This is a genomic window from Pseudomonas sp. 34 E 7, from assembly GCF_900005715.1.
Lineage (GTDB): Bacteria > Pseudomonadota > Gammaproteobacteria > Pseudomonadales > Pseudomonadaceae > Aquipseudomonas > Aquipseudomonas orientalis_A.
This window is the reverse complement of record NZ_CVTX01000114.1, coordinates 1-20551: the sequence shown is the minus strand read 5'-3', so window position 1 is coordinate 20551 and position 20551 is coordinate 1. Positions and strand designations below refer to the sequence as shown.

Annotated in this window: 18 protein-coding genes and 1 pseudogene; 15 read left to right on the top strand and 4 right to left on the bottom strand. The window is 60.4% G+C overall.

Going from position 1 to position 20551, the window contains the following annotated elements:
* Nucleotides 1–14: 14 nt before the first annotated feature.
* The gene (locus BFP96_RS09780; protein WP_065936108.1) at nucleotides 15–323 is read right to left on the bottom strand and encodes an RcnB family protein; all 309 of its coding nucleotides are present in this window, start codon (nucleotides 321–323) and stop codon (nucleotides 15–17) included.
* A gap of 217 nt (nucleotides 324–540) precedes the next feature.
* Here BFP96_RS09780 and BFP96_RS09775 point away from each other — a divergent pair, with 217 nt between their 5' ends.
* The 4 genes from BFP96_RS09775 to BFP96_RS09760 are packed head-to-tail and all read left to right on the top strand — an operon-like array spanning nucleotide 541 to nucleotide 4965.
* Nucleotides 541–1146, top strand: a complete 606-nt coding sequence (locus tag BFP96_RS09775) for a LemA family protein (protein WP_065884409.1) — start codon at nucleotides 541–543, stop codon at nucleotides 1144–1146.
* Between the two features lie 20 nt (nucleotides 1147–1166).
* Nucleotides 1167–3005 (top strand): M48 family metalloprotease, encoded by a 1839-nt coding sequence (locus BFP96_RS09770; RefSeq protein WP_065936107.1) that lies wholly within the window; start codon nucleotides 1167–1169, stop codon nucleotides 3003–3005.
* A gap of 44 nt (nucleotides 3006–3049) precedes the next feature.
* Nucleotides 3050–3607 (top strand): helix-turn-helix domain-containing protein, encoded by a 558-nt coding sequence (locus BFP96_RS09765; RefSeq protein WP_065884407.1) that lies wholly within the window; start codon nucleotides 3050–3052, stop codon nucleotides 3605–3607.
* 11 nt (nucleotides 3608–3618) lie between these two features.
* Nucleotides 3619–4965 (top strand): glutamine synthetase family protein, encoded by a 1347-nt coding sequence (locus tag BFP96_RS09760; RefSeq protein ID WP_065884406.1) that lies wholly within the window; start codon nucleotides 3619–3621, stop codon nucleotides 4963–4965.
* A 183-nt stretch (nucleotides 4966–5148) separates the two neighbouring features.
* On the opposite strand, the gene BFP96_RS09755 is transcribed toward BFP96_RS09760, so the two are convergent.
* On the bottom strand, nucleotides 5149–6039 hold the full coding sequence (locus BFP96_RS09755) for a LysR family transcriptional regulator (RefSeq protein ID WP_065898289.1): 891 nt from the start codon (nucleotides 6037–6039) through the stop codon (nucleotides 5149–5151).
* 129 nt (nucleotides 6040–6168) lie between these two features.
* Between BFP96_RS09755 and BFP96_RS09750 the strand changes: the two genes are divergently transcribed.
* The 7 genes from BFP96_RS09750 (at nucleotide 6169) to BFP96_RS09720 (ending at nucleotide 13960) form a co-directional block, all read left to right on the top strand.
* Nucleotides 6169–7815, top strand: a complete 1647-nt coding sequence (locus BFP96_RS09750; RefSeq protein ID WP_065936106.1) for a GMC family oxidoreductase — start codon at nucleotides 6169–6171, stop codon at nucleotides 7813–7815.
* A gap of 65 nt (nucleotides 7816–7880) precedes the next feature.
* Nucleotides 7881–9503: an MFS transporter gene (locus BFP96_RS09745; protein WP_065895521.1), complete on the top strand. Its 1623-nt coding sequence runs from the start codon at nucleotides 7881–7883 to the stop codon at nucleotides 9501–9503.
* A 217-nt stretch (nucleotides 9504–9720) separates the two neighbouring features.
* Nucleotides 9721–11676, top strand: a complete 1956-nt coding sequence (locus BFP96_RS09740; RefSeq protein WP_065936105.1) for a DNA topoisomerase III — start codon at nucleotides 9721–9723, stop codon at nucleotides 11674–11676.
* Between the two features lie 131 nt (nucleotides 11677–11807).
* On the top strand, nucleotides 11808–12248 hold the full coding sequence (locus BFP96_RS09735) for a CBS domain-containing protein (RefSeq protein ID WP_065884401.1): 441 nt from the start codon (nucleotides 11808–11810) through the stop codon (nucleotides 12246–12248).
* Nucleotides 12249–12256: 8 nt separating this feature from the next.
* Complete coding sequence (locus tag BFP96_RS09730; protein ID WP_065936104.1) at nucleotides 12257–13099, top strand: NAD-dependent protein deacetylase; 843 nt, start codon at nucleotides 12257–12259, stop codon at nucleotides 13097–13099.
* An 8-nt stretch (nucleotides 13100–13107) separates the two neighbouring features.
* The gene (locus BFP96_RS09725) at nucleotides 13108–13404 is read left to right on the top strand and encodes a hypothetical protein (RefSeq protein WP_065898294.1); all 297 of its coding nucleotides are present in this window, start codon (nucleotides 13108–13110) and stop codon (nucleotides 13402–13404) included.
* A gap of 226 nt (nucleotides 13405–13630) precedes the next feature.
* Nucleotides 13631–13960, top strand: a complete 330-nt coding sequence (locus tag BFP96_RS09720) for a hypothetical protein (protein WP_065884399.1) — start codon at nucleotides 13631–13633, stop codon at nucleotides 13958–13960.
* Between the two features lie 58 nt (nucleotides 13961–14018).
* Here the strand turns inward: BFP96_RS09720 and BFP96_RS09715 are convergent, their stop codons facing one another.
* The gene (locus BFP96_RS09715; RefSeq protein WP_065898296.1) at nucleotides 14019–14921 is read right to left on the bottom strand and encodes a LysR family transcriptional regulator; all 903 of its coding nucleotides are present in this window, start codon (nucleotides 14919–14921) and stop codon (nucleotides 14019–14021) included.
* Between the two features lie 188 nt (nucleotides 14922–15109).
* On the opposite strand from BFP96_RS09715, the gene BFP96_RS09710 reads away from it, so the two are divergent.
* Genes BFP96_RS09710 through BFP96_RS09700 form a run of 3 tightly spaced genes read left to right on the top strand, consistent with a single transcriptional unit; the run spans nucleotide 15110 to nucleotide 17692 of the window.
* Nucleotides 15110–15808, top strand: a complete 699-nt coding sequence (locus BFP96_RS09710) for a CoA transferase subunit A (protein ID WP_057725645.1) — start codon at nucleotides 15110–15112, stop codon at nucleotides 15806–15808.
* 31 nt (nucleotides 15809–15839) lie between these two features.
* On the top strand, nucleotides 15840–16499 hold the full coding sequence (locus tag BFP96_RS09705; RefSeq protein ID WP_057725646.1) for a CoA transferase subunit B: 660 nt from the start codon (nucleotides 15840–15842) through the stop codon (nucleotides 16497–16499).
* An 11-nt stretch (nucleotides 16500–16510) separates the two neighbouring features.
* Nucleotides 16511–17692: an acetyl-CoA C-acetyltransferase gene (locus tag BFP96_RS09700; protein WP_065898297.1), complete on the top strand. Its 1182-nt coding sequence runs from the start codon at nucleotides 16511–16513 to the stop codon at nucleotides 17690–17692.
* Nucleotides 17693–17909: 217 nt separating this feature from the next.
* Here BFP96_RS09700 and BFP96_RS09695 read toward each other — a convergent pair whose 3' ends face one another.
* On the bottom strand, nucleotides 17910–18995 hold the full coding sequence (locus BFP96_RS09695; RefSeq protein WP_065936103.1) for a DUF1615 domain-containing protein: 1086 nt from the start codon (nucleotides 18993–18995) through the stop codon (nucleotides 17910–17912).
* Nucleotides 18996–19230: 235 nt separating this feature from the next.
* Between BFP96_RS09695 and BFP96_RS09690 the strand changes: the two are divergent.
* Nucleotides 19231–20551 (top strand): annotated as a pseudogene (locus BFP96_RS09690) (type IV secretion protein Rhs); the annotation flags it as partial.

Here is a 20551-nt window from a genome sequence, read left to right as displayed (position 1 = left end):
GTGGTCCGGCAGGATTATTTCTTGACCGGCGTAATCTCAAGGATGGTGCCGTTGGTGGTTTTGAGCAGGACGTACTTGTCGCCTACTCGTGCCCACTGGCTCTCATCTTCGGGCTGCTTGAGGCCGCGTTTTTTCCAGTCTTTAACCGCTGACTCCTTGCGCATCAACATGTCCGGGGCGCGGTCGCCTTCTTTCAAGTCACGGGCGTTGATATTCGAAGGTTGCACGGTTTCCTGAGGGGTATCGCCGGCATGCACCACGAAACTCGCAGTGGACAGGCTTGCGGCAACGAGAACACAGGCAAATAGGGATTTGGACTTCATGGGTGCTCCTTCAATTCAGGGGACGTACCCAGGTTCCGACCGCAGCGGCGCGAAATCATTCAGCCGCTCACCTTGCTCCAGCCCCACGCTTGAGTTGCCGTCATCAACGGCCCAGCCGGATCACTGGCCGGTCGGCACTTTTAACGTTGGACAAGCCATTGGAAATGGCCATTATCCGCTATGATTGCGACCTCACTTTCACAGATAAGGACATCCAATGTTCGGCAGCGTTTTCTGGGTCATTTTCATTGGCGTTCTCAGTGTGATCGCGCTCTACCTGATCAGCCTCTACAACACGCTGGTCAGTTTGCGAAATCGCTTCAAGAACGCGTTCAGCCAGATCGAGGTGCAACTCAAGCGGCGCCATGACCTGATCCCCAACCTCGTGGAAACGGCCAAGGCTTACATGAGTCATGAGCGCGGCACACTGGTGGCTGTCACCGAAGCACGCAACGTGGCGGCAGCCTGCCTCAAACTCGCGGCGGCAGAACCTGGCAGTGCGCACTCCATCGCGCAACTGGGCAAGAATGAGAGTCGGCTCAACACGGCCGTGGATAACCTGAACGTTTCGCTTGAGGATTATCCGGACCTGTATGCATCAGAAACAATGATGCAACTGAGCGATGAAATGACCAATACCGAAAACCGCATTGCGTATGCCCGTCAGTTCTTCAACGATGCGGTGATGGAATACAACATTTTCCGCCAGAAATTTCCGACGATCCTCATGGCCCAGGCTGTGGGGCATGGCACGGACGCGACGTTGCTGGAGTTTGAAGACAGCAAACAGATTCAAACCGTCCCGACGGTATCCTTCACCTGATCAGTGCCACGGATGGCTGCATGAACTTTTTTGAACATCAGGACCGGGCTCGCAGAAATGCGATCTATCGCGTGTTACTGGTGACCGTGATTGTGCTCACCCCCGCTCTATTCGGGGTATTTTTATCAACCTGGTTTGATGAGATTCATTGGTACGAACCCTTGCTTATCTCTGCAGTGATACTGCCGTTCATTGCGGCAGGGTACTGGTTCCAGGGCCGCAAGCTGAAAAAGGGCGGCAGCGCAATTGCAGAAAGCTTCGGTGGCGTACTGATCAGTGCGGAGCCGGTGGCGCAAGACAATCGTTGGCTGCTTGATATCGTCGAGGAAATGGCCATTGCTTCAGGCAGCCATGTGCCCTTGGTTTACATGATGAATCAGGGATGCATCAACGCCCTTGCCGCCGGCCGCACACCGAAAAACTCGGTCATCTGCGTGACCTTTGGCGCGACCGTCATGTTCAATCGTGAAGAAATGCAAGCAGTCATTGCCCATTTGTTCAGCCAGATTCACAACAATGACATGCGCTCCGATGCACGTATGACGGGAGTCTATCTAGGCGTCGCCTGGTTTACCCTGCTGCTTCTACCTGTCGCCGCCAGTGGCGTGATCGGCGCATCGTTGTTCTTCCTGGCAGGCGGCTGGGCTTACCTCACCTATTTCGCGATGTCGCGCGTCAACCGCCAACGCAAGTTCCTGGCCGACGCCACAGCTGCGCAGTTCACACGTCACCCGCAAAGCGTTGCCAGCGCACTGATGAAAATAGGTGGACACCCATCTTCATCGTTTCTGACGTGCTGCAAGGAGACAGAGAGCTTCCTGCCGATGTTTTTCGCGGCGCCCTTCCGCAAATTCTCACAGCGATCCATTTCTCCTCATCCCCCACTCGCGAAACGAATAGCGCGGCTCTATCCCGAGTGGGATGGCGAGTACCCGGATGTTCCTCCGCTGGAAACCCTGATGGGCGACGATGAACAGGCCCAGGAGAATCGTCGCCGCTGGGAAGTCCTTGGCGCCGTGGCCATTGCTGCCAGAGGGCTGAACAGTACGCAAGAAGAGCCGGCACAGCGTTATCAGACTCAAGCCACCCAGAGCATGATCCCCTATGAGGCCTGGTCGGTAGCGGGCGACCCTGCCGGCGCACAAGCCCTGATCTACAGCTTGCTGCTCTGCGTACAGCCGGCTCTGCGCGCGCGGCAACTTACGCTGCTGCAGGAAACCCTCGATCCACAAGTCGCCGACTTCCTGCCGGGGTTGGACGCACCTGTACGTGGGCTTGACCGCTATCTGCGCCTGTCGTTGTTGGACCTGTGCGTTCCGGCGCTCAAGCAATTGCCAGCCGACCAATACAAAGTGTTCACCAACACGGTGAGGAGCCTGGTTGCCGTCGATTCCCGCAGCCTTTTTGGGGGTTGGGCCTTGATCAACATACTCGATGCACAAGTGCTGCCCAAGCCCCCAATCAAACGTCGGTCCACACTGGAACAACAAGAGGACAACATAACGTTGCTGCTCGGCATACTTGCCCTCACAGGGCAAAGAAGCCAGGCACAGATTGAGCTGGCGTACTACCGCGCCTGCGATGTATTGCCCTTTTATACGGCGCCAATGAAAACACTGAAAGAAGGTGCAAGCCTGGATGCACTGGACAACCCGTTGAAAGGCCTGCAACAGCTTCAACCGGAAGATAAAGCGATCCTGATGGAAGCGGTCGCGGTCTGCATCGAAAACGACGGCCATATCACCCCCGAAGAAATCGAGTTGGCGCGCGCGATCGCCGCCATCCTCGATTGCCCGATGCCCGAAGGCCTGCAAACACCTCCGATTGCGGAGGACGAAGCGTCCCCATTGCCGGCATGAAATAATTCCTGTAATTTTTCATGAAATTATCTGACATATATTTCATGAGCCCTCAAGAAGAACTCGCCACCCTCGCCGCGTTGATCCACGACCTGCGCAAGCACAAGAAACTCACCCTCGCCCAACTCGCGCAGAAGATCGAGCGGTCGGTGGGTTTTCTGTCCCAGGTCGAGCGCGGCCTGTCGCGCCCAACCGTCGCCGACCTGACCGCCATCAGCCACGCCCTCGACGTCCCTACGACCTATTTCTACAGCCGGCCCAAACCCAGGGCGGTGGATTGGGTCACCCGCCCCAACGAGCGGCGCACGGTGTACTACGCCAATGGCATCACCGACATCCTCGTCTCGCCGAGCATGAACGGCGCGTTCTCGATGCTCGACAGCCTGTTGGCACCCGGCGCCAACAGTGGTGAACAGACCATGAGCGACCGCGCCGAGCAGGCCGGTTTTGTGCTGGAGGGCGAGCTGACCCTGTGGGTTGAAGGTGAAGCCGATGCAGTCACCCTAGGCCCGGGCGACAGCTTCCATCTCGCCAGCTTCGCCCACTGCCGCTACGCCAACCTGACCGACCTGCCCGCCCGCGTGCTGTGGGTTTACAACTAGGAGCTGCACCCGTGAAAAGCCCCTCTGCAACCTTGCTGGCCGAAGTTCGGACCTTCCGCCAGAACCACCCCGATGTGCGCTACGTCGACCTGATCGCCTTGGACATTGCGGGGCATTTCTACGGCAAGCGCTACCCGGTGGACATGCTCGAGAAAGTCGCCGCCGGCAGCCCCTTGAAGCTGCCGCAGAACGCCGTATTGCTGGGGGCCCAGGGCGGGTTGTTCAAGATTGGCGACTACTGCTTCAACGACGGTGACCCGGACGCCAATCGACGCCTGGTGCCGGGTACGCTGAAGCCGGTGAGCTGGGAGTCGCAGCCGCTGGGGCAGATGCTGATCACCTCCGACGGCACCGAAGCGCCGATCGAATTCGAACCCCGCGAAGTCCTGGCCAACGTGCTGGAACGCCTGCGCCTCAAAGGCATTCACCCGGTCGTGGCGTTTGAGTTGGAGTTCTACCTGTTCGACAAAAAGCTCGACAACGGCCTGCCGCAATTCCCCCGCGACCCGCTGAGCGACGATGCGGACGACCAGCCCACCCTGCATATCGAACGGCTGTCGCGCTTTGGCGACGTGCTGGACGACATGGCGCAAACCGCCACGGCCCAGGGCATCGATATCACGGTGATCACCGCCGAAATCGGCCCGGGCCAGTTCGAAATCAATTTCGGCCATTGCGACGACGGCCTGCGTGCCGCCGACTGGGCCGCCCTGTTCTGCCGCAGCACGCGCGGCGTGGCGCTCAAGCATGGCTACCGCGCCAGCTTCATGGCCAAGCCTTACCTGCAGTTTCCCGGCAGCGGCATGCATGTGCACGTCAGCCTGTATGACGGTGCGGGCAACAACCTGCTGGCGGCGCACCAGCAGCAACCGCTGCGCCACGCCGTGGCCGGTTGCCTGGCGTTGCTGCCCCATTGCATGCCGATCTTCGCCCCCAACCACAACGCTTTGCGCCGCCTCGGCGGTACGGTCAACGCCGCCACCCGCGCCAGTTGGGGTTTCGAAGACCGGGATGCGTGCGTGCGCATCCCCGAGTCAGACCCGCGCAACCTGCGTATCGAGCATCGCCTGGCCAGCGCCGACGCCAACCCCTATCTGGTGTTGGCGGCGATCCTCGCCGGTTTGGAGCATGGCCTCGAAGCCAGGCAGGACCCTATCGCACCGCTGAATGAAGACCGCAGCAGTGGCACCGATTTCCCCGTGGAAATGCTCGACGCCGTGCGCGCCATGCAACATCAGCAGGTGGTGCGCGACAAGCTGGGCGCGGAGTTTGTCGATGTGTATTGCGAGAACAAGCGCCAGGATCACCTGGCGTTCCAGCAGGAGATTCATGCGCGGGAATATCGCTGGTTCCTCTGAACAATGCACCACCACCTACCACTACAATCAGGCAGTGAAGTTCTAAGCGCTGCCTGACACAACAGGGTTCATATGTGGGAGGGGGCTTGCCCCCGATAGCGGTGGTTCAGCCACAGCTGCATTGACTGATACAAAGCTATCGGGGGCAAGCCCCCTCCCACAGTTTTGATTCTGTTTCGTCAGTCAGCTTTCGCCCAACAGCAGGCTCTGCTCCCGCGCGCACAACTCCACCACATAATCCCACAACACCCGCAACCGCACCGACTTGTGCAACTCCCGCCGCGAGCTGATCCAATAACTGCGCTGGATGCTCTCCCCCGGCAACAACGGCACCAACTGCGCATCGCCCGCCGCCATGAAACAGGGCAATACCGCGATTCCCAGGCCGGATCGCGCGGCCTGGTGCTGGGCAATCACGCTGGTGCTGTGAAAGACCACCTTGGGACTGCGACAAAAGCTGCTGAGGAATTTCAGTTCCTGGCTGAACAGCAGATCGTCGACGTAATCGATCCACGCATGGGCCGCGAGGTCTTCGCGTTTTTCAATCGGCGGATGACGCTCAAGGTAAGTGCGGCTGGCATACAGCGCCAGGCGGTAATCGGTGAGTTTGCGGGTCACCAACTGATCGACGCTGGGGCGTTCCAGGTGAATGCTGATTTCCGCTTCGCGGTTGAGGATGCTGACAAAGCGCGGCACCGCGACCAGTTCCACTTCCAGGCCGGGATAACGTTCAAACAGCCCGCCCATGCGACCGGCGAGGAACATCACCCCCAGGCCCTCCGCCACCCCCAGGCGAATTTTGCCCAGGGGCGCCGCGCAATGAGTCAGTTCGTCTTCAGCCAGCAGCGCCACGTTTTCCATGGCTTCGGCATGTTTGAGCAGGGCTTCGCCGGACGGCGTCAGCTCGTAACCCTGGGCGTGCTGCACGAACAGCGCCGTACCGAGGCTTTTTTCGATGGCCTCGATATGCCGCGCCACCGTGGCGTGCGTGGTCTTCAAGCGTTGCGCGGCGGTGAGCAAGCGGCCGCTGCGCTGCAATTCGAGAAAAAACCGCAGGTCATTCCAGTCGAACATATCGCCTCCGTTGCGCACGCGTGGGCAGCGCTGTTTAAAAACGCACAGCAGCTGGGCAAAAACTAACATTTTTAAGACGAAAACTAACAACTAGGATGGAGCCAATAAGAAAAACAAGCGAGACCCCAGATGCCCACTGCAACTGCTGAATACGATTATGTGATCGTCGGTGCCGGCCCCGCCGGCTGCTTGCTGGCCAATCGTCTGTCCGCCAACCCGGCCCATCGCGTCCTGCTGCTGGAAGCCGGTGGTCGCGATAACTACGCCTGGATTCATATTCCGGTCGGCTACCTGTTCTGCATCGGCAACCCGCGCACCGACTGGTGCTTCAAGACCCAGGCCCAGGCCGGCCTGCAAGGTCGCGCCCTGAGCTACCCACGCGGCAAGGTACTCGGCGGTTGCTCGTCCATCAACGGCATGATCTATATGCGCGGCCAGGCCCGGGACTATGACGGCTGGGCGGCGCAAGGCAATCCGGGCTGGGCCTGGAATGACGTATTGCCGCTGTTCAAGCACAGCGAAAACCATTTCGCCGGCGACTCGCCATTCCACAGCGAGGGCGGCGAATGGCGCGTCGAGCAGCAGCGCCTGCATTGGCCCATCCTCGATGCATTTCGCGACGCAGCCGAGCAGAGCGGCATCGCCAATATCAGCGATTTCAATCAGGGCGATAACGAAGGTTGCGGTTATTTCCAGGTCAACCAGAAGGCCGGGGTGCGCTGGAACGCGGCCAAGGCGTTTCTCAAACCGGTCCGCCAACGGCTCAATCTGACGGTATTGACCGAGGTGGAGGTCGACCGCGTGGTGCTGGAAAACGGTCGTGCCTCCCAAGTGATCGGGCGCCGGCACGGCCAGCAACTGAGCTGGAAAGCCTGCAGGGAAATCGTGCTGTGCGCCGGTGCCGTGGGCTCGCCAGGCATCCTGCAACGCTCGGGTATCGGCCCTGCCCACGTGCTCAAACCGTTGGGCATCGACGTGGTGCATGAACTGCCGGGCGTGGGTGGCAACCTGCAGGACCACCTGCAACTGCGCCTGATCTACAAGCTGGAAAACGCGCGCACCCTGAACCAGATTGCCGGCACCGTATGGGGCAAGATGGGCATGGGCCTGCGCTACCTGTATGACCGCAGCGGGCCGCTGTCGATGGCGCCCAGCCAGCTTGGCGCGTTTGCCCGCTCCGGCCCGGAGCAGACCTCGGCCAACCTTCAATACCATGTGCAGCCGTTGTCCCTGGAGCGCTTTGGCGAACCGCTGCACGCGTTTCCGGCCTTTACCGCCTCGGTCTGCGACCTGCGCCCACACAGCCGCGGGCGCATCGATATCCGCTCTGCCAACCCGGCGGACGCACCGCTGATCCAGCCCAACTACCTCAGCCACCCCGAAGACCTGCGCGTGGCCGCCGACGCCATTCGCCTGACCCGGCGAATCGTGGCCGCGCCGGCCCTGAGCCGGTTCAAGCCGGTGGAATACCTGCCCGGTGACGCGCTGCAAACCGAAGAACAATTGCACGAAGCCGCGGCGCGCATCGGCACGACCATCTTCCATCCGGTGGGCACCTGCCGCATGGGCGATGACAAGGACGCCGTGGTCGACGCACAGCTGCGCGTGCATGGCGTGCCGGGCCTGCGCATCGCCGACGCCTCGATCATGCCGCGCATTACCTCGGGCAACACCTGCTCACCGACGCTGATGATCGCCGAGAAGGCCGCGCAGTTGATCCTCTCACCGAACACAAGGAGCCTCGCCCCGCAGAGAGAACTGGTTCACGCAATCTGAATAGCGGCGCCGCACCCGGCGCCGACAGTGGAACAACAATAAATAATCACTGTGAGGGTTACCCGATGTCAGAACATGCTCAACCCCTGGGCTCGGCGATGGATGCGAGCACCGGCAACGACTCGAAGAAAGTCATTTTTGCCTCGTCCCTCGGGACGGTTTTCGAATGGTATGACTTCTTCCTCTACGGCGCCCTCGCGGCGGTGATCAGCAAGCAGTTCTTTGCCGGGGTCAACGACACCACGGCGTTTATCTTTGCGCTGATGGCATTCGCCGCAGGCTTCGTGGTGCGGCCGTTCGGCGCGCTGGTATTCGGCCGCCTGGGCGACATGATCGGGCGCAAGTACACCTTCCTCGTCACCATCATTCTGATGGGCGTGGCCACCTTTTGCGTGGGCCTGCTGCCGACCTATGCCAGCATCGGCATCGCCGCACCGATCATTCTGATCGTGCTGCGCATGCTGCAAGGCCTGGCGCTGGGCGGTGAATACGGTGGCGCCGCCACGTATGTGGCCGAGCATGCGCCTGCCGGCAAACGTGGCTTGCACACCAGCTGGATTCAATCCACCGCCACCCTCGGCCTGTTGCTGTCGTTGCTGGTGGTGCTGGCCTGCCGTTACTTCACCGGCGACCAGTTCGAGGTATGGGGCTGGCGTATCCCGTTCCTGTTCTCCATCGTGTTGCTGGGCATCTCCACCTGGATTCGCATGAGCCTGCACGAATCGCCCGCGTTCCTGAAAATGAAAGAGGAAGGCAAGGCCAGCAAGGCGCCGATCCGCGACTCGTTCGGTAAGTGGGAAAACCTCAAGGTCGTACTGATCGCACTGTTCAGCATCAACGGCGGGCAGGCGGTGACCTTTTATGCGGCGCAGTTTTATGTGCTGTTCTTCCTCACCCAGTTCCTGAAGATGGACCCGGCCCTGGCCAACATGTTGCTGATCATCAGCGTGGTGATTGGCGCGCCGTTCTTCATCCTGTTTGGCTGGCTGTCGGACAAGGTCGGGCGCAAGCCGGTGCTGATGCTTGGCCTGCTGCTGGCGACTTTCCTGTACTTCCCGATCTTCAAGGGCCTGGCGCACTACACCAACCCGGCGATGGACCAAGCGAGCCGCCAGGCACCGATTACCGTGCTGGCCGACCCGGCCACCTGTACGTTCCAGTTCGACCCGGTGGGCAAGGCACGCTTTGACAGCCCGTGCGACAAGGTCAAGACCTTCCTGGTCAAGCAGGGCCTGCCCTACAGCAGCGTCGCCGCCCCAGCCGGCACGCCGGTACAAGTCAATGTGGGCGACGTCAGTATCGATGGTTTTGATGAAGCGGCCTTGCGTGGTGCAGTGACGCTGGCCGGCTACCCGAGTTCGGCGGACATGGCCCAGGTCAATAAGGTGATGGTGGTGGCGCTGATCGTGGCACTGATCCTGATCGCAGCCATGTGCTACGGCCCCTTGGCGGCGCTGATGGTGGAACTGTTCCCGACACGCATCCGCTACACCTCGATGTCGCTGCCCTACCATATCGGTAACGGCTGGTTCGGCGGGTTCCTGCCCACCGTGTCGTTTGCCCTGGTGGTGTACACCGGGGATATCTTCTATGGCTTGTGGTACCCGGTGGTGGTGACCGGCGTGAGCCTGATCGTCGGGCTGTTCTGCCTGAAGGAAACGCGGCATGTGGATATCGACAATAACTGAGTTGCCTTAAGCACTGCACATCCCCTGTGGGAGGGGGCTTGCCCCCGATGGCGGTAGTTCAGTCGATGTCTTCAAGACTGATACACCGCTATCGGGGGCAAGCCCCCTCCCACATTCATCTGTGGTGCCTACATAATTTGCTGTACATCCATACAGATAACAGTTGCTCAATTCGCTTTGACTAAGCATCCTGCAAGGCATCAACCAATACGATGTGATGACCATGCAGCTGTACCTCTGTGAAAAACCCTCCCAAGCCAAGGACATCGCGGCCGTGCTCGGCGCCAGTCGTCGGGGCGATGGATGCTGGCTGGGCAATGGGGTCACGGTCACCTGGTGCATCGGCCACCTGCTGGAAACCGCTCCGCCTGACGCTTATGACGCCAAATACAAGCGCTGGGTATTGGCCGACCTGCCGATCGTCCCGGAAAAATGGAAGATGCAGGTCAAGCCCAGAACCGCCAGCCAGTTCAAGGTGGTCAAGCGTCTGCTGGGGGAAGCCAGGGAACTGGTGATCGCAACCGACGCCGACCGCGAGGGTGAAATGATCGCCCGTGAGCTGGTGGAACATTGCCGTTATCGCGGGCCGATCCAGCGGTTGTGGTTGTCGGCGCTCGATGATGCCTCCATCCGCAAGGCCCTGGCCGCGCTCAAGCCCGGCGCACACACCTTCAACCTGTATCACTCGGCCCTGGGCCGCTCCCGTGCCGACTGGCTGATCGGCATGAACATGAGCCGCCTGTTTACGTTGCTCGGACGTCAATCCGGCTATCAGGGCGTATTGCCGGTCGGCCGCGTGCAAACCCCTACCCTGCGCCTGGTGGTCGACCGTGACCGCAGCATCGCCGATTTCATCCCCGTGGCGTATTGGGCCATCGACGTGGACCTGCGCCACCAAAGCATGACCTTCACCGCGCAATGGCGCGCCACCGACGATGCCTGCGATGACCAGGGCCGTTGCCTCAACCCGCAGCTGGCCCGGGACGCCGCCGACGCCATGAGCCACGCGGCCGATGCGCGACTGGTAAAGCTGCGCACCGAACGCATGCGCGAGGCCGCCCCCCTGCCCTTCGACCTCGGCACCCTGCAGGAAATCTGCTCCAAAAAGCTCGGCCTCGGCGCCCAGGAAACCCTGGATATCGCCCAATCGCTCTACGAAACCCACAAGGTCATCACCTACCCGCGCAGCGATTGCGGCTACCTGCCGTTGAGCCAGCACAGCGAAGCGCCAAAGATTCTCGCCGCACTCGGCCGCGCGGATGCAGCGGTGGCCGAGTTGATGCAGCATATCGATCCCCAGCGACGCTCACGCGCCTGGAACGACGCCAAGGTCAGCGCCCACCACGGCATCATCCCCACCGGGGCCGGCAAGGACGTCGGGCAACTCACCGGCAAGCACCGCGCGGTCTACACGCTGATACGCGCACGCTACCTGGCGCAATTTCTGCCCAACCATGAATACGACCGAACCCAGGCGGACTTCGACTGTGCAGGCCAGGCGTTGCGTGCCGTGGGCAAGGTCATCATCGAACCGGGCTGGAAACGCGCATTGCCCGAAGCCCTTGCCCCCGCCAAAGGTCGGGACGTTCCTGCTCCCCAAGCCTTGCCGATGCTGGTGCAAGGCCAGGACTGCGCGGTGGCCAGGGTCAACCTCAAGGACCTGTGGACCCAACCGCCCAAGCCTTTCACTGAAGGCGACCTGATCAAGGCAATGAAAAACGTCGCCAAGCTGGTGGAAGACCCACTGCTCAAGCAGAAACTCAAGGACACCACCGGCATTGGCACCGAGGCCACCCGCGCCGGCATCATCCAGGGCCTGCTGGACCGTGGTTACCTGGTGAAAAACGGCAAGGCACTGTCGGCCACCCCGGCCGCGTTCAGCCTGATCGATGCCGTACCCCGTGCCATCGCCGACCCCGGCACCACCGCCATCTGGGAACAGGCGCTGGATATGGTGCAAAGCGGCGAAATGAGCCTGGAAGAATTCGTCGCCAAACAAGCGGCGTGGATGAGCAAGCAGGTGGCTCGTTGCACTGGCATGCGCATGACCATCACCGCCGCTGCCAGCCCGGCAATCAAAGGCGCGGCGCCATGGAAAAACAAACGCAAGAGCGCGCCACGCAAGACGGCGACCAGCCCCAAACGGGCAAAAAGGCCGGCAAATGCCGGTTAAAACGCAAAAAAATCCGGCGAATGACGCTTTTCGACGGGTTTGACGCCGCTTTGGACCTTGCTGCGACGTAGTGCGTCTAGGATTCTGTAGGGGATAGCTGACTACCTAACAACAACACCGGAGTGGCCGCCATGAAAACCGTCGCAGAATTGCTCAAAGCCAAGGACCAGAAGAACCAGGAGGTCCACACCATCCAGTGGGACCACACCGTGTTCGAGGCGCTGGTGCGCATGTCCGAGAAAAACGTCGGGGCTTTGCCAGTGGTCAAGGACGGCGCAGTGGTGGGGATCATCAGCGAGCGCGATTACGCCCGCAAACTCATCCTCAAGGGGCTGTCGTCGGTGACCACCCGCGTGGACGACGTGATGAGCTCCCCGGTCATTACCGTAGATACCCATAAAACGGTCGAGGCGTGCATGAACATCATGACCGACAGTCACCTGCGCCACCTTCCGGTCGTCGAAGACGGCAAACTGCTCGGCCTGCTGTCCATCGGCGACCTGGTCAAGGAAGCCATTGCTGAACAAGCCGCCTTGATCAAACAGCTGGAGCAGTACATCCGCGGCGAATAGGAGACCCCATGCTCGACACGCTGCAACATCAAGCAGACCACCTCGACACGCTGCACCGGGCGATGGTCGAAAAGCGCTTCCTGGTGCTGACCGGTGCGGGCATCAGCACCTCGTCGGGTATCCCCGACTACCGTGACGGCGAAGGCGTGCGCCGGGGCAAAGCGCCGATGATGTACCAGGAGTTCCTCGCCACCGCGCAGGCACGTCGCCGTTATTGGGCCAGGGCAATGCTGGGTTGGCCACGGGTGCGCCTTGCCCAACCGAACAGGGCGCATCAGGCCCTGGCGACGTTGCAGCAACGTGGGATCATCAGTGGCCTGATCACGCAAAACGTCGACACGCTGCACGATCAGGCCGGCAGCCACGAGGTGATCGAGTTGCATGGCAGCTTGCACCGGGTGCTGTGCCTGGATTGCCGGCAGCGCAGCGAGCGCGACGCGATCCAGCGGCGGATGGAAATCGACAACCCGCACTTTGCGCATGTCCATGCGGTGCAGGCGCCTGACGGCGATACCTTGCTCGACCCTGTTTTCGAGGAGCACTTCCAGGTTCCATGCTGCCCCCACTGCGAGGGGCAACGGCTGAAACCGGACGTGGTGTTCTTTGGTGAAAACGTGGCGCCCGCTACCGCAGCCAGAGCCATGGCTGCCGTGCATGATGCCGAAGGGCTGCTGGTGGTGGGATCATCGCTGATGGCTTATTCGGCGTTTCGCCTGTGCAAGGCGATGGTGGAACAGGGCAAGCCGGTGATTGCCATCAACCTGGGCAAGACCCGCGGGGATGAGCTCCTGCAGGTAAAGATCGAAGCGCAGTGTGAGCAATTATTACCTCTGCTGGTCGAGCGCCTGTAGGAGCGAGCGTGCTCGCGAAAAACCCACAGGCGCCGTGCAACTTTATCCACTTTACCAAACGCTATCACGCGACCCAGCGCACGAAAAATGACGCCCAAGTCACGTTTCTCCTGCATCTCCCCGCCCCCACAACGATTTATGTAGTGCCTAAAAATAATCACTACATAATCGTTGACGTAAGCTTTTTGTCCTTGCATTATCGAGACGTCTCCCGGATCGGGAGTGTTGGTAACACGCGTTTTGAACAGGCTCGTCTGACCGCCGAGCTGTTTTTCCGGATGTGCACTGCCCACAAGGCAGATTGATGAAGCTGACTGGCCCCGAAAGGGAACGGTACAAGGAGCTAAAGCGCTGCTTGTCTTCGTTATGAAAGCGTTGCGTAGCGGTTCATCAGCAAAACTACATGCATCGGTTCACGACCCTGCCCGTATTCGGCAGACCGTCACTGACGCCCGGTTTTCTGAGCCGGAGACAACTTTGAAGTGTTAACGAATCAATTGATAGATCGCCAACTGGTCAAGGGGCTTACACATGAATCTGAACAACCAACCTACTATTGATGAACTGGCTGAGATGTTTGCCGCGCAGAAAGACACACTCGACGACCATATCCTGTGGATTGGCAAATCGGGCGAAGTTCAACTTGACTGCGTAGCGCCTCACACCGAGGAAGCCGAGTTCGACCGCAATCACCGTGAACTGGCGGCGCGCCTGAAGATGTACCGTCGCGGCCAGGGTTATGTCGGCAAGAAAGCGGCGGCCGATCGCAACTTCATCGAGCAGGTATTCGACACACTTAACAATGCCTGGGCGTCTTTCAAAGACAGCTCGCAAGTTAAAGTGATAGATCGTTACTACTAAGTAGTTGTTCTAATGTGGGGGCTGGCGTGCCAGTCCCCACTTTTATTATGTGGTGTACTCAAAAAGTTGGAAACCGCCCCTTCCCCGCTTCATCTTTAAAGATATCGAACAGCACCTGCGCCGCTGCCGACAGTTCATGCCCAGGCTTGGTCAGTACGCCAATAGGCCGCTCGATCACCGGGCCGGTCAAGGTGATGCAACGGGCACCCGCCTCCTCCATCTGCCGTGCGCACAATGCCGGCACAGCACTGACCCCCAAGCCGCTGGCAACCATCTTGCCCACCGTAGCCAATTGATGGCTTTCCAGCGCCACGGGCAGTTTCATCTGCAAGGCGCCCAAGTGCTCTTCCAGCATGACCCGCACCGTCGATGGACGCTGGAGGGTAATGAAGGGTTGCTCCAGCAGCGTTTTCCAGTCGATCTCGGCCACCTGTGCCAAAGGCGAATCGCCCGGTACCACGGCGATAAACCGGTCCAGGTACAACGGCGTGAACGCCAGTGACGAACCGTCGGACGGCTCGAACGCCACGCCCAGTTCGACCTGGCGATCGCGCACCATCTCCAGCACCTGCTCGTTGATCAAGTCATGCACCGTCACGTTCACCTGAGGGTAACGCGCGCGGAATATCTTCAGGATCGGTGGCAGCAGATTGCCGGCAAATGACGGCATCGCCGCCACCGTTACACGCCCGCGTTGCAGGGTGAAGCGTTGGCGCAGTTCGTCCTCGGCGTTGTCCCAGTCGGCAATCAATCGGCGCGCCAGCGGCAGCAGGGATTCGCCTTCGGGCGTCAGCGCGACATTGCGTGTATTGCGGCTGAACAGGCGCCCGCCCAGGCCTTCTTCCAGGCCTTTGATCGTCAGGCTCAGCGCCGATTGGGACAGGTGCAGACGCTCACACGCAGCGGCAAAACTCAGGCTCTGGGCCACGGCCAGGAAGGCACGCATTTGTTTAATAGTCATAGGAAGCTCCAAGCGACAAGTTGAAAGCTGCAAGTCAAAGCAGTCGCCGACTAGGCTTGAAGCTCGCGGCTTGAGGCTGATTATGCTGTTTTCCAAACCAATCAACCTTAAAAAACAACTTAACAAATCAATCCTTCAGCGCAACACTCGGTCCATTGGCTGGCCCACAAACAATAAAAGAGGTGCATATGGCAGGTTTCGATAAGCGCGTGGCGTCCTACGAAGAAGCGCTGGCAGGCCTGGAAGACGGCATGACCGTACTCTCCGGCGGTTTTGGCCTGTGCGGCATTCCGGAAAACCTCATCAATGAGATCAAGCGCAAAGGCACCCGTGACCTGACCGTGGTGTCCAACAACTGCGGCGTCGACGGTTTCGGCCTGGGCGTGCTGCTGGAAGAAAAGCAGATCCGCAAGGTGATCGCTTCCTACGTGGGCGAAAACGCTCTGTTCGAAAAGCAGTTGCTCAGCGGCGAAATCGAAGTGGTGCTGACCCCCCAGGGCACCCTCGCGGAAAAAATGCGTGCAGGCGGCGCCGGCATCCCGGCCTTCTTTACCGCCACCGGGGTCGGCACTCCTGTCGCCGAAGGCAAGGAAACCCGCGAATTCAACGGCCGCCCCTACCTGATGGAAGAGTCCATCACCGGTGACTTCGCTATCGTCAAAGGCTGGAAAGCCGATCACTTCGGCAACGTCATCTATCGTCACACCGCCCAGAACTTCAACCCGCTGGCCGCCACCGCCGGCAAGATCACCGTGGTCGAAGTCGAGGAAATCGTCGAACCGGGCGAACTGGACCCGGCGCAGATCCACACCCCTGGCATCTACGTCGACCGGATCATCTGCGGCACCTTCGAGAAGCGCATCGAACAGCGCACCGTCCGCAAATAATCCACGTCCAGAACAATAAGAGGAATCAACCATGGCTCTTACCCGCGAACAAATGGCTCAACGCGTCGCCCGCGAAATGCAGGACGGTTTCTACGTCAACCTCGGCATCGGCATTCCAACCCTGGTGGCCAACTACATTCCCGACGGCATGGAAGTGATGCTGCAATCGGAGAATGGCCTGCTCGGCATGGGGCCGTTCCCGACTGAAGACACCATTGACGCCGACATGATCAACGCCGGCAAGCAAACCGTCACCGCACGCATCGGCGCCTCGATTTTCTCCTCCGCCGAGTCCTTTGCGATGATTCGCGGCGGCCACGTCGACCTCACCGTACTCGGCGCCTTTGAAGTCGACGTCCAGGGCAACATCGCCTCGTGGATGATTCCCGGCAAGCTGGTCAAGGGCATGGGCGGCGCGATGGACCTGGTGGCCGGTGCGGAAAATATCATCGTGATCATGACCCATGCGTCCAAGGACGGTGAGTCGAAACTGCTCAGCCAATGCAGCCTGCCGCTGACCGGCGCCCACTGCATCAAGCGCGTGCTGACGGACCTGGCCTACCTGGAAATCGAAAATGGCGCTTTTGTCCTCAAGGAACGCGCACCTGGCGTCAGCGTTGAAGAGATTGTCAGCAAGACCGCCGGTAAACTGATCGTCCCGGACCACGTTCCAGAAATGCATTTCCAGTGAGGACAGATTCCATGCAAGACGTCGTGATTGTTGCTGCCACCCGCACCGCCGTGGGCAGCTTCCAGGGTTCGCTGGCCACTGTCCCGGCCCCTGAACTGGGCGCTGCGGTGATTCGTCGCCTGCTGGAGCAGACCGGCCTCAACCCGGCCGAAGTCGATGAAGTGATTCTCGGCCAGGTACTCACCGCAGGCAGCGGCCAGAACCCGGCGCGCCAGGCCTCGATTCTCGCCGGCCTGCCCCACGCCGTGCCGAGCCTGACCCTGAACAAGGTGTGCGGCTCCGGCCTCAAGGCCCTGCACCTGGGGGCGCAGGCGATCCGTTGCGGCGACGCGGACGTGATCATCGCAGGCGGCATGGAAAACATGAGCCTGGCGCCGTACGTATTGCCCGCCGCGCGCACCGGTTTGCGCATGGGCCACGCCAAGATGATCGACAGCATGATCACCGACGGCCTGTGGGATGCGTTCAATGACTACCACATGGGCATTACCGCCGAAAACCTGGTGGACAAGTACGGCATCAGCCGTGAGGCGCAGGACGCCTTTGCCGCTGCCTCCCAGCAAAAAGCAATCGCCGCCCTCGAGGCCGGACGGTTTGCCGATGAGATCACACCGATCCTGATTCCCCAGCGCAAGGGCGACCCTCTGGTCTTCGACGTGGACGAACAGCCGCGTGCCGGTACCACCGCCGAGTCCCTGGCCAAGCTCAAACCCGCCTTTAAAAAGGACGGCAGCGTCACCGCCGGCAACGCCTCCAGCCTTAACGACGGCGCCGCAGCGGTGCTGTTGATGAGCGCCGCTAAAGCCAAGGCTCTCGGCCTGCCCGTGCTGGCACGAATCGCCAGCTATGCCAACGCCGGGGTTGACCCGGCAATCATGGGCATCGGCCCGGTCTCGGCCACCCGCCGCTGCCTGGACAAGGCCGGCTGGCAGTTGGGCGACCTGGATTTGATCGAAGCCAACGAAGCCTTCGCCGCGCAATCCCTGGCGGTGGGCAAAGAGCTGGAATGGGACGCCGAAAAGGTCAACGTCAACGGCGGCGCCATCGCCATCGGCCACCCGATTGGTGCTTCAGGCTGCCGCGTGCTGGTGACCCTGCTGCACGAAATGATCAAGCGCGACGCCAAAAAAGGCTTGGCAACACTGTGCATCGGTGGCGGCCAAGGCGTAGCCCTCGCCCTCGAACGCGGCTGATCATCCAAGAGCAACACGGAAAAGGCCCGGTTCCACGAAAACCGGGCCTTTTCTTTATTGATCGTTTGATCGTTCCCTCGCTGCGCGTGGGAATGCATCCCGTGACGCTCCGCGTCACCCTTGCGCAGGTGCCGGATCCTGCGCCGAAAGCGGGACGCGGAGCGTCCGGGGCGGCATTCCCACGCAGAGCGTGGGAACGATCAAACGCCGCAAGAAATCAGCGCTTCATACAACGCTGATAGCGCTCATCCACACGTTTGGCAAACCACGCCGTGGTCAGGTTGCGGGTAATCTTCGGGCTCTTGAGCACGATGCCCGGCAGGATTGCCCGTGGCAATGGTTTGCCGGCAGCCTTGTCAGCCAGGGCGAACACGCGCTTGTAGAGGGTGGTGTCCTCGAAGTCCAACGCTTCGCCTTGCTCCAGTTGACTGCGAATGCTGGGGTTGCGCATATCCAGTTTCGCCCCCAACGAACGCACCGCCAACTCAGTGGTGCCGGGCAGCAACGAACCGTAGCGAATCAAATCCCCATCCAGCGCCAATTCGGCGCCAGAGGCACGGCTGACGGCGGCCTGGAACGCAGCATTGCGGCTGGCGTACCAACCTGCATTGAAATCGGCAAAGCGGTACAGCGGCTGGTCATAGCTGACCGGGTAGCCCAGCAGATGGGCGATACCAAAGTACATGCCGCCACGGCGAGTGAACACTTCGCGGCGAATCGTACCGTCTACCGTGTAGGGATAACCCCGTGCCTGTTTTTGCGCAAAGTCGATGCTGACCTGCATCGGGCCGGCGGTGTGCACCGGGTTGAAGCCGCCAAACAGCGTGTTGCCCAACGGCACGACGCCGATGAAATCGTCGAAGATCCAGCTCAGGTCCTTCTCGGTGCGCGCAGCATTCAAACGCTCGGCGTAGGTTTTGCCGGTGGGCGAGCGCAATTGCAAGGCGCTGCGCACGACAAACGCCGGCACATGAACCTTCCCGGCACGCCGCAGGATTTCGTCCTGGGCGATCTTGCCCATGCCCGGCACCGGTGGGTCGACCTGATAGGTGGACTCCTGCTCGGTCACCGCCAGTACGGCGCAGATATTTTCGGTGCTGGGGTAGATCTTCTGGGTGTCGAACGCGGTGTAGATATCCTGGGCCCAACCTTCGCGGTCCGCGACCTTGGCCGGCAGCAGGCGCACGATCTGCGTCTTCACCTCGGCCTCGCTGCGCTCGGGTTGCTGCGGACCGCGTGAGGTGGAGCAACCGGCCAGCACCAGTAAAGTTGCAAGGCAGAGGATCAGGCGGCTTGAATACATATGGCTTCCTTGGTGAACGGCGGGTCGGGCGATGGGGATATCGACAGGCAAGTCTAACCGGGGTTCGTGGGTATGCCGAACTCACTGCGACTCTGGCTGAAACTTCCCACATAACCGTCGGATAAGCTCTACTCCCCGCCTCTGAAAACCGCTGCAAAGTCCTTCGCCTGATTAAACAGTGCGAGGGATTGCAGATGGTTTTTCCAGTTAAAGCCCTGATCGACAGGGCTCACCCATGATCGACGCAACCAGCCAAGCCATTGGCTTCCTGGTGTTGGCCGCGATGGATGCAAAGACGCGGGACGTCGAATCCATCCTCAGCGATTTCCGGGGCTGCCTGCACCCATACGACACCTGGGCTCAAAGCTTTTTCAGCTTTTCGGCACTGAATGTCGAGCAAGTGTTCAAGGTGGGAGAAGAAGTAGCGCTCGTAGCGCCGATCAATCGGTCCCTCTTTCCCAGCAGCACGGTCGCCACGTGTACAGCCAACGGCACGTTGACCCTGGTGCATATGTTCCAGAGTTCGCGATTCGTGCCGATCGGCAACACGCCGGTCGTGGTGCAGCGCATCGATCCAGACGGCGGTCCGCTGGGGGACCCACTCCATAAAATCATCGGTCCCAGTGGCATTCTGGAAATCACCGAGTGTGATCGCAACCTGAAGTACCGAGTCAGTTTCTACCCCGACGTTTCTTCGGAGCATTTCAAGGCGCTGTACGCTTCTTATCAGTCGGTCATTGCGTCACTGGAAGGCTGGTTGCGCAGCGAGTGGGGGACCACTTTCGAACCCCTGTGGAAGGGGTACTCCGAGGCAAACTTCCTCGAACGCTACCTTTCGCTGTACGGCGCCTATGCCCGAGGTTTCAGCGACTCCCTTTACTCAATCTGGGACGACGTAGAGCAGTTATTTCAATGGCTGTCAGCCCCCCTGGCCAATGCTGAAAAGCTGCTGCATTACTTTTCCCAGGACGAGTTTGAAAAATTACTGACGTTAAGTGCCGAGACGCTCGCCAAGGGTCTGCTGGTGCTGAGCGACGAGCCGTTGCTGTTCATTTACCTGGCGGCGCTGGTCAGTTGGATGCGCATGCTGCCACCGCCCTATATGAACGAAATGCTGGGCGAGATTGGCGCCGAGGTCGTCATCAATCTGTTACTGGGCCTGGCGACCGGCGGCATGGGTATTGTGCTGCGCATAAGCACGAAAGTGCTGGCTGGCATTAAGTCGCGCCGGGTGCGCAGGTGGCTGGAGCAGATAGCCGAGCAGTTCGGGAAAGTTCGCCTGGTCGGGCATAGCGAAGCGCTCAAGCCGGTGCTGCTGAGCAGCGCGGCGACGCCGATCAAGGCAGTGCCGGTGGCGCCGTTGAAGGCGGGCGAGCATCTGGTTTCGAACCCCGTACCGATGGTTCGCAACAAAACGCAGCGTACGGCGTTGGTGCGCCAGGAGCCGGTGGATGATGTGCCTGCCGTGGCGTCCAACCCGAAGGGCGATGCGGCGGCTTCTGCGGACAAGACCGTTACTCACGGTTGCCCCGTATCGATGGTCACCGGCGAGGAAC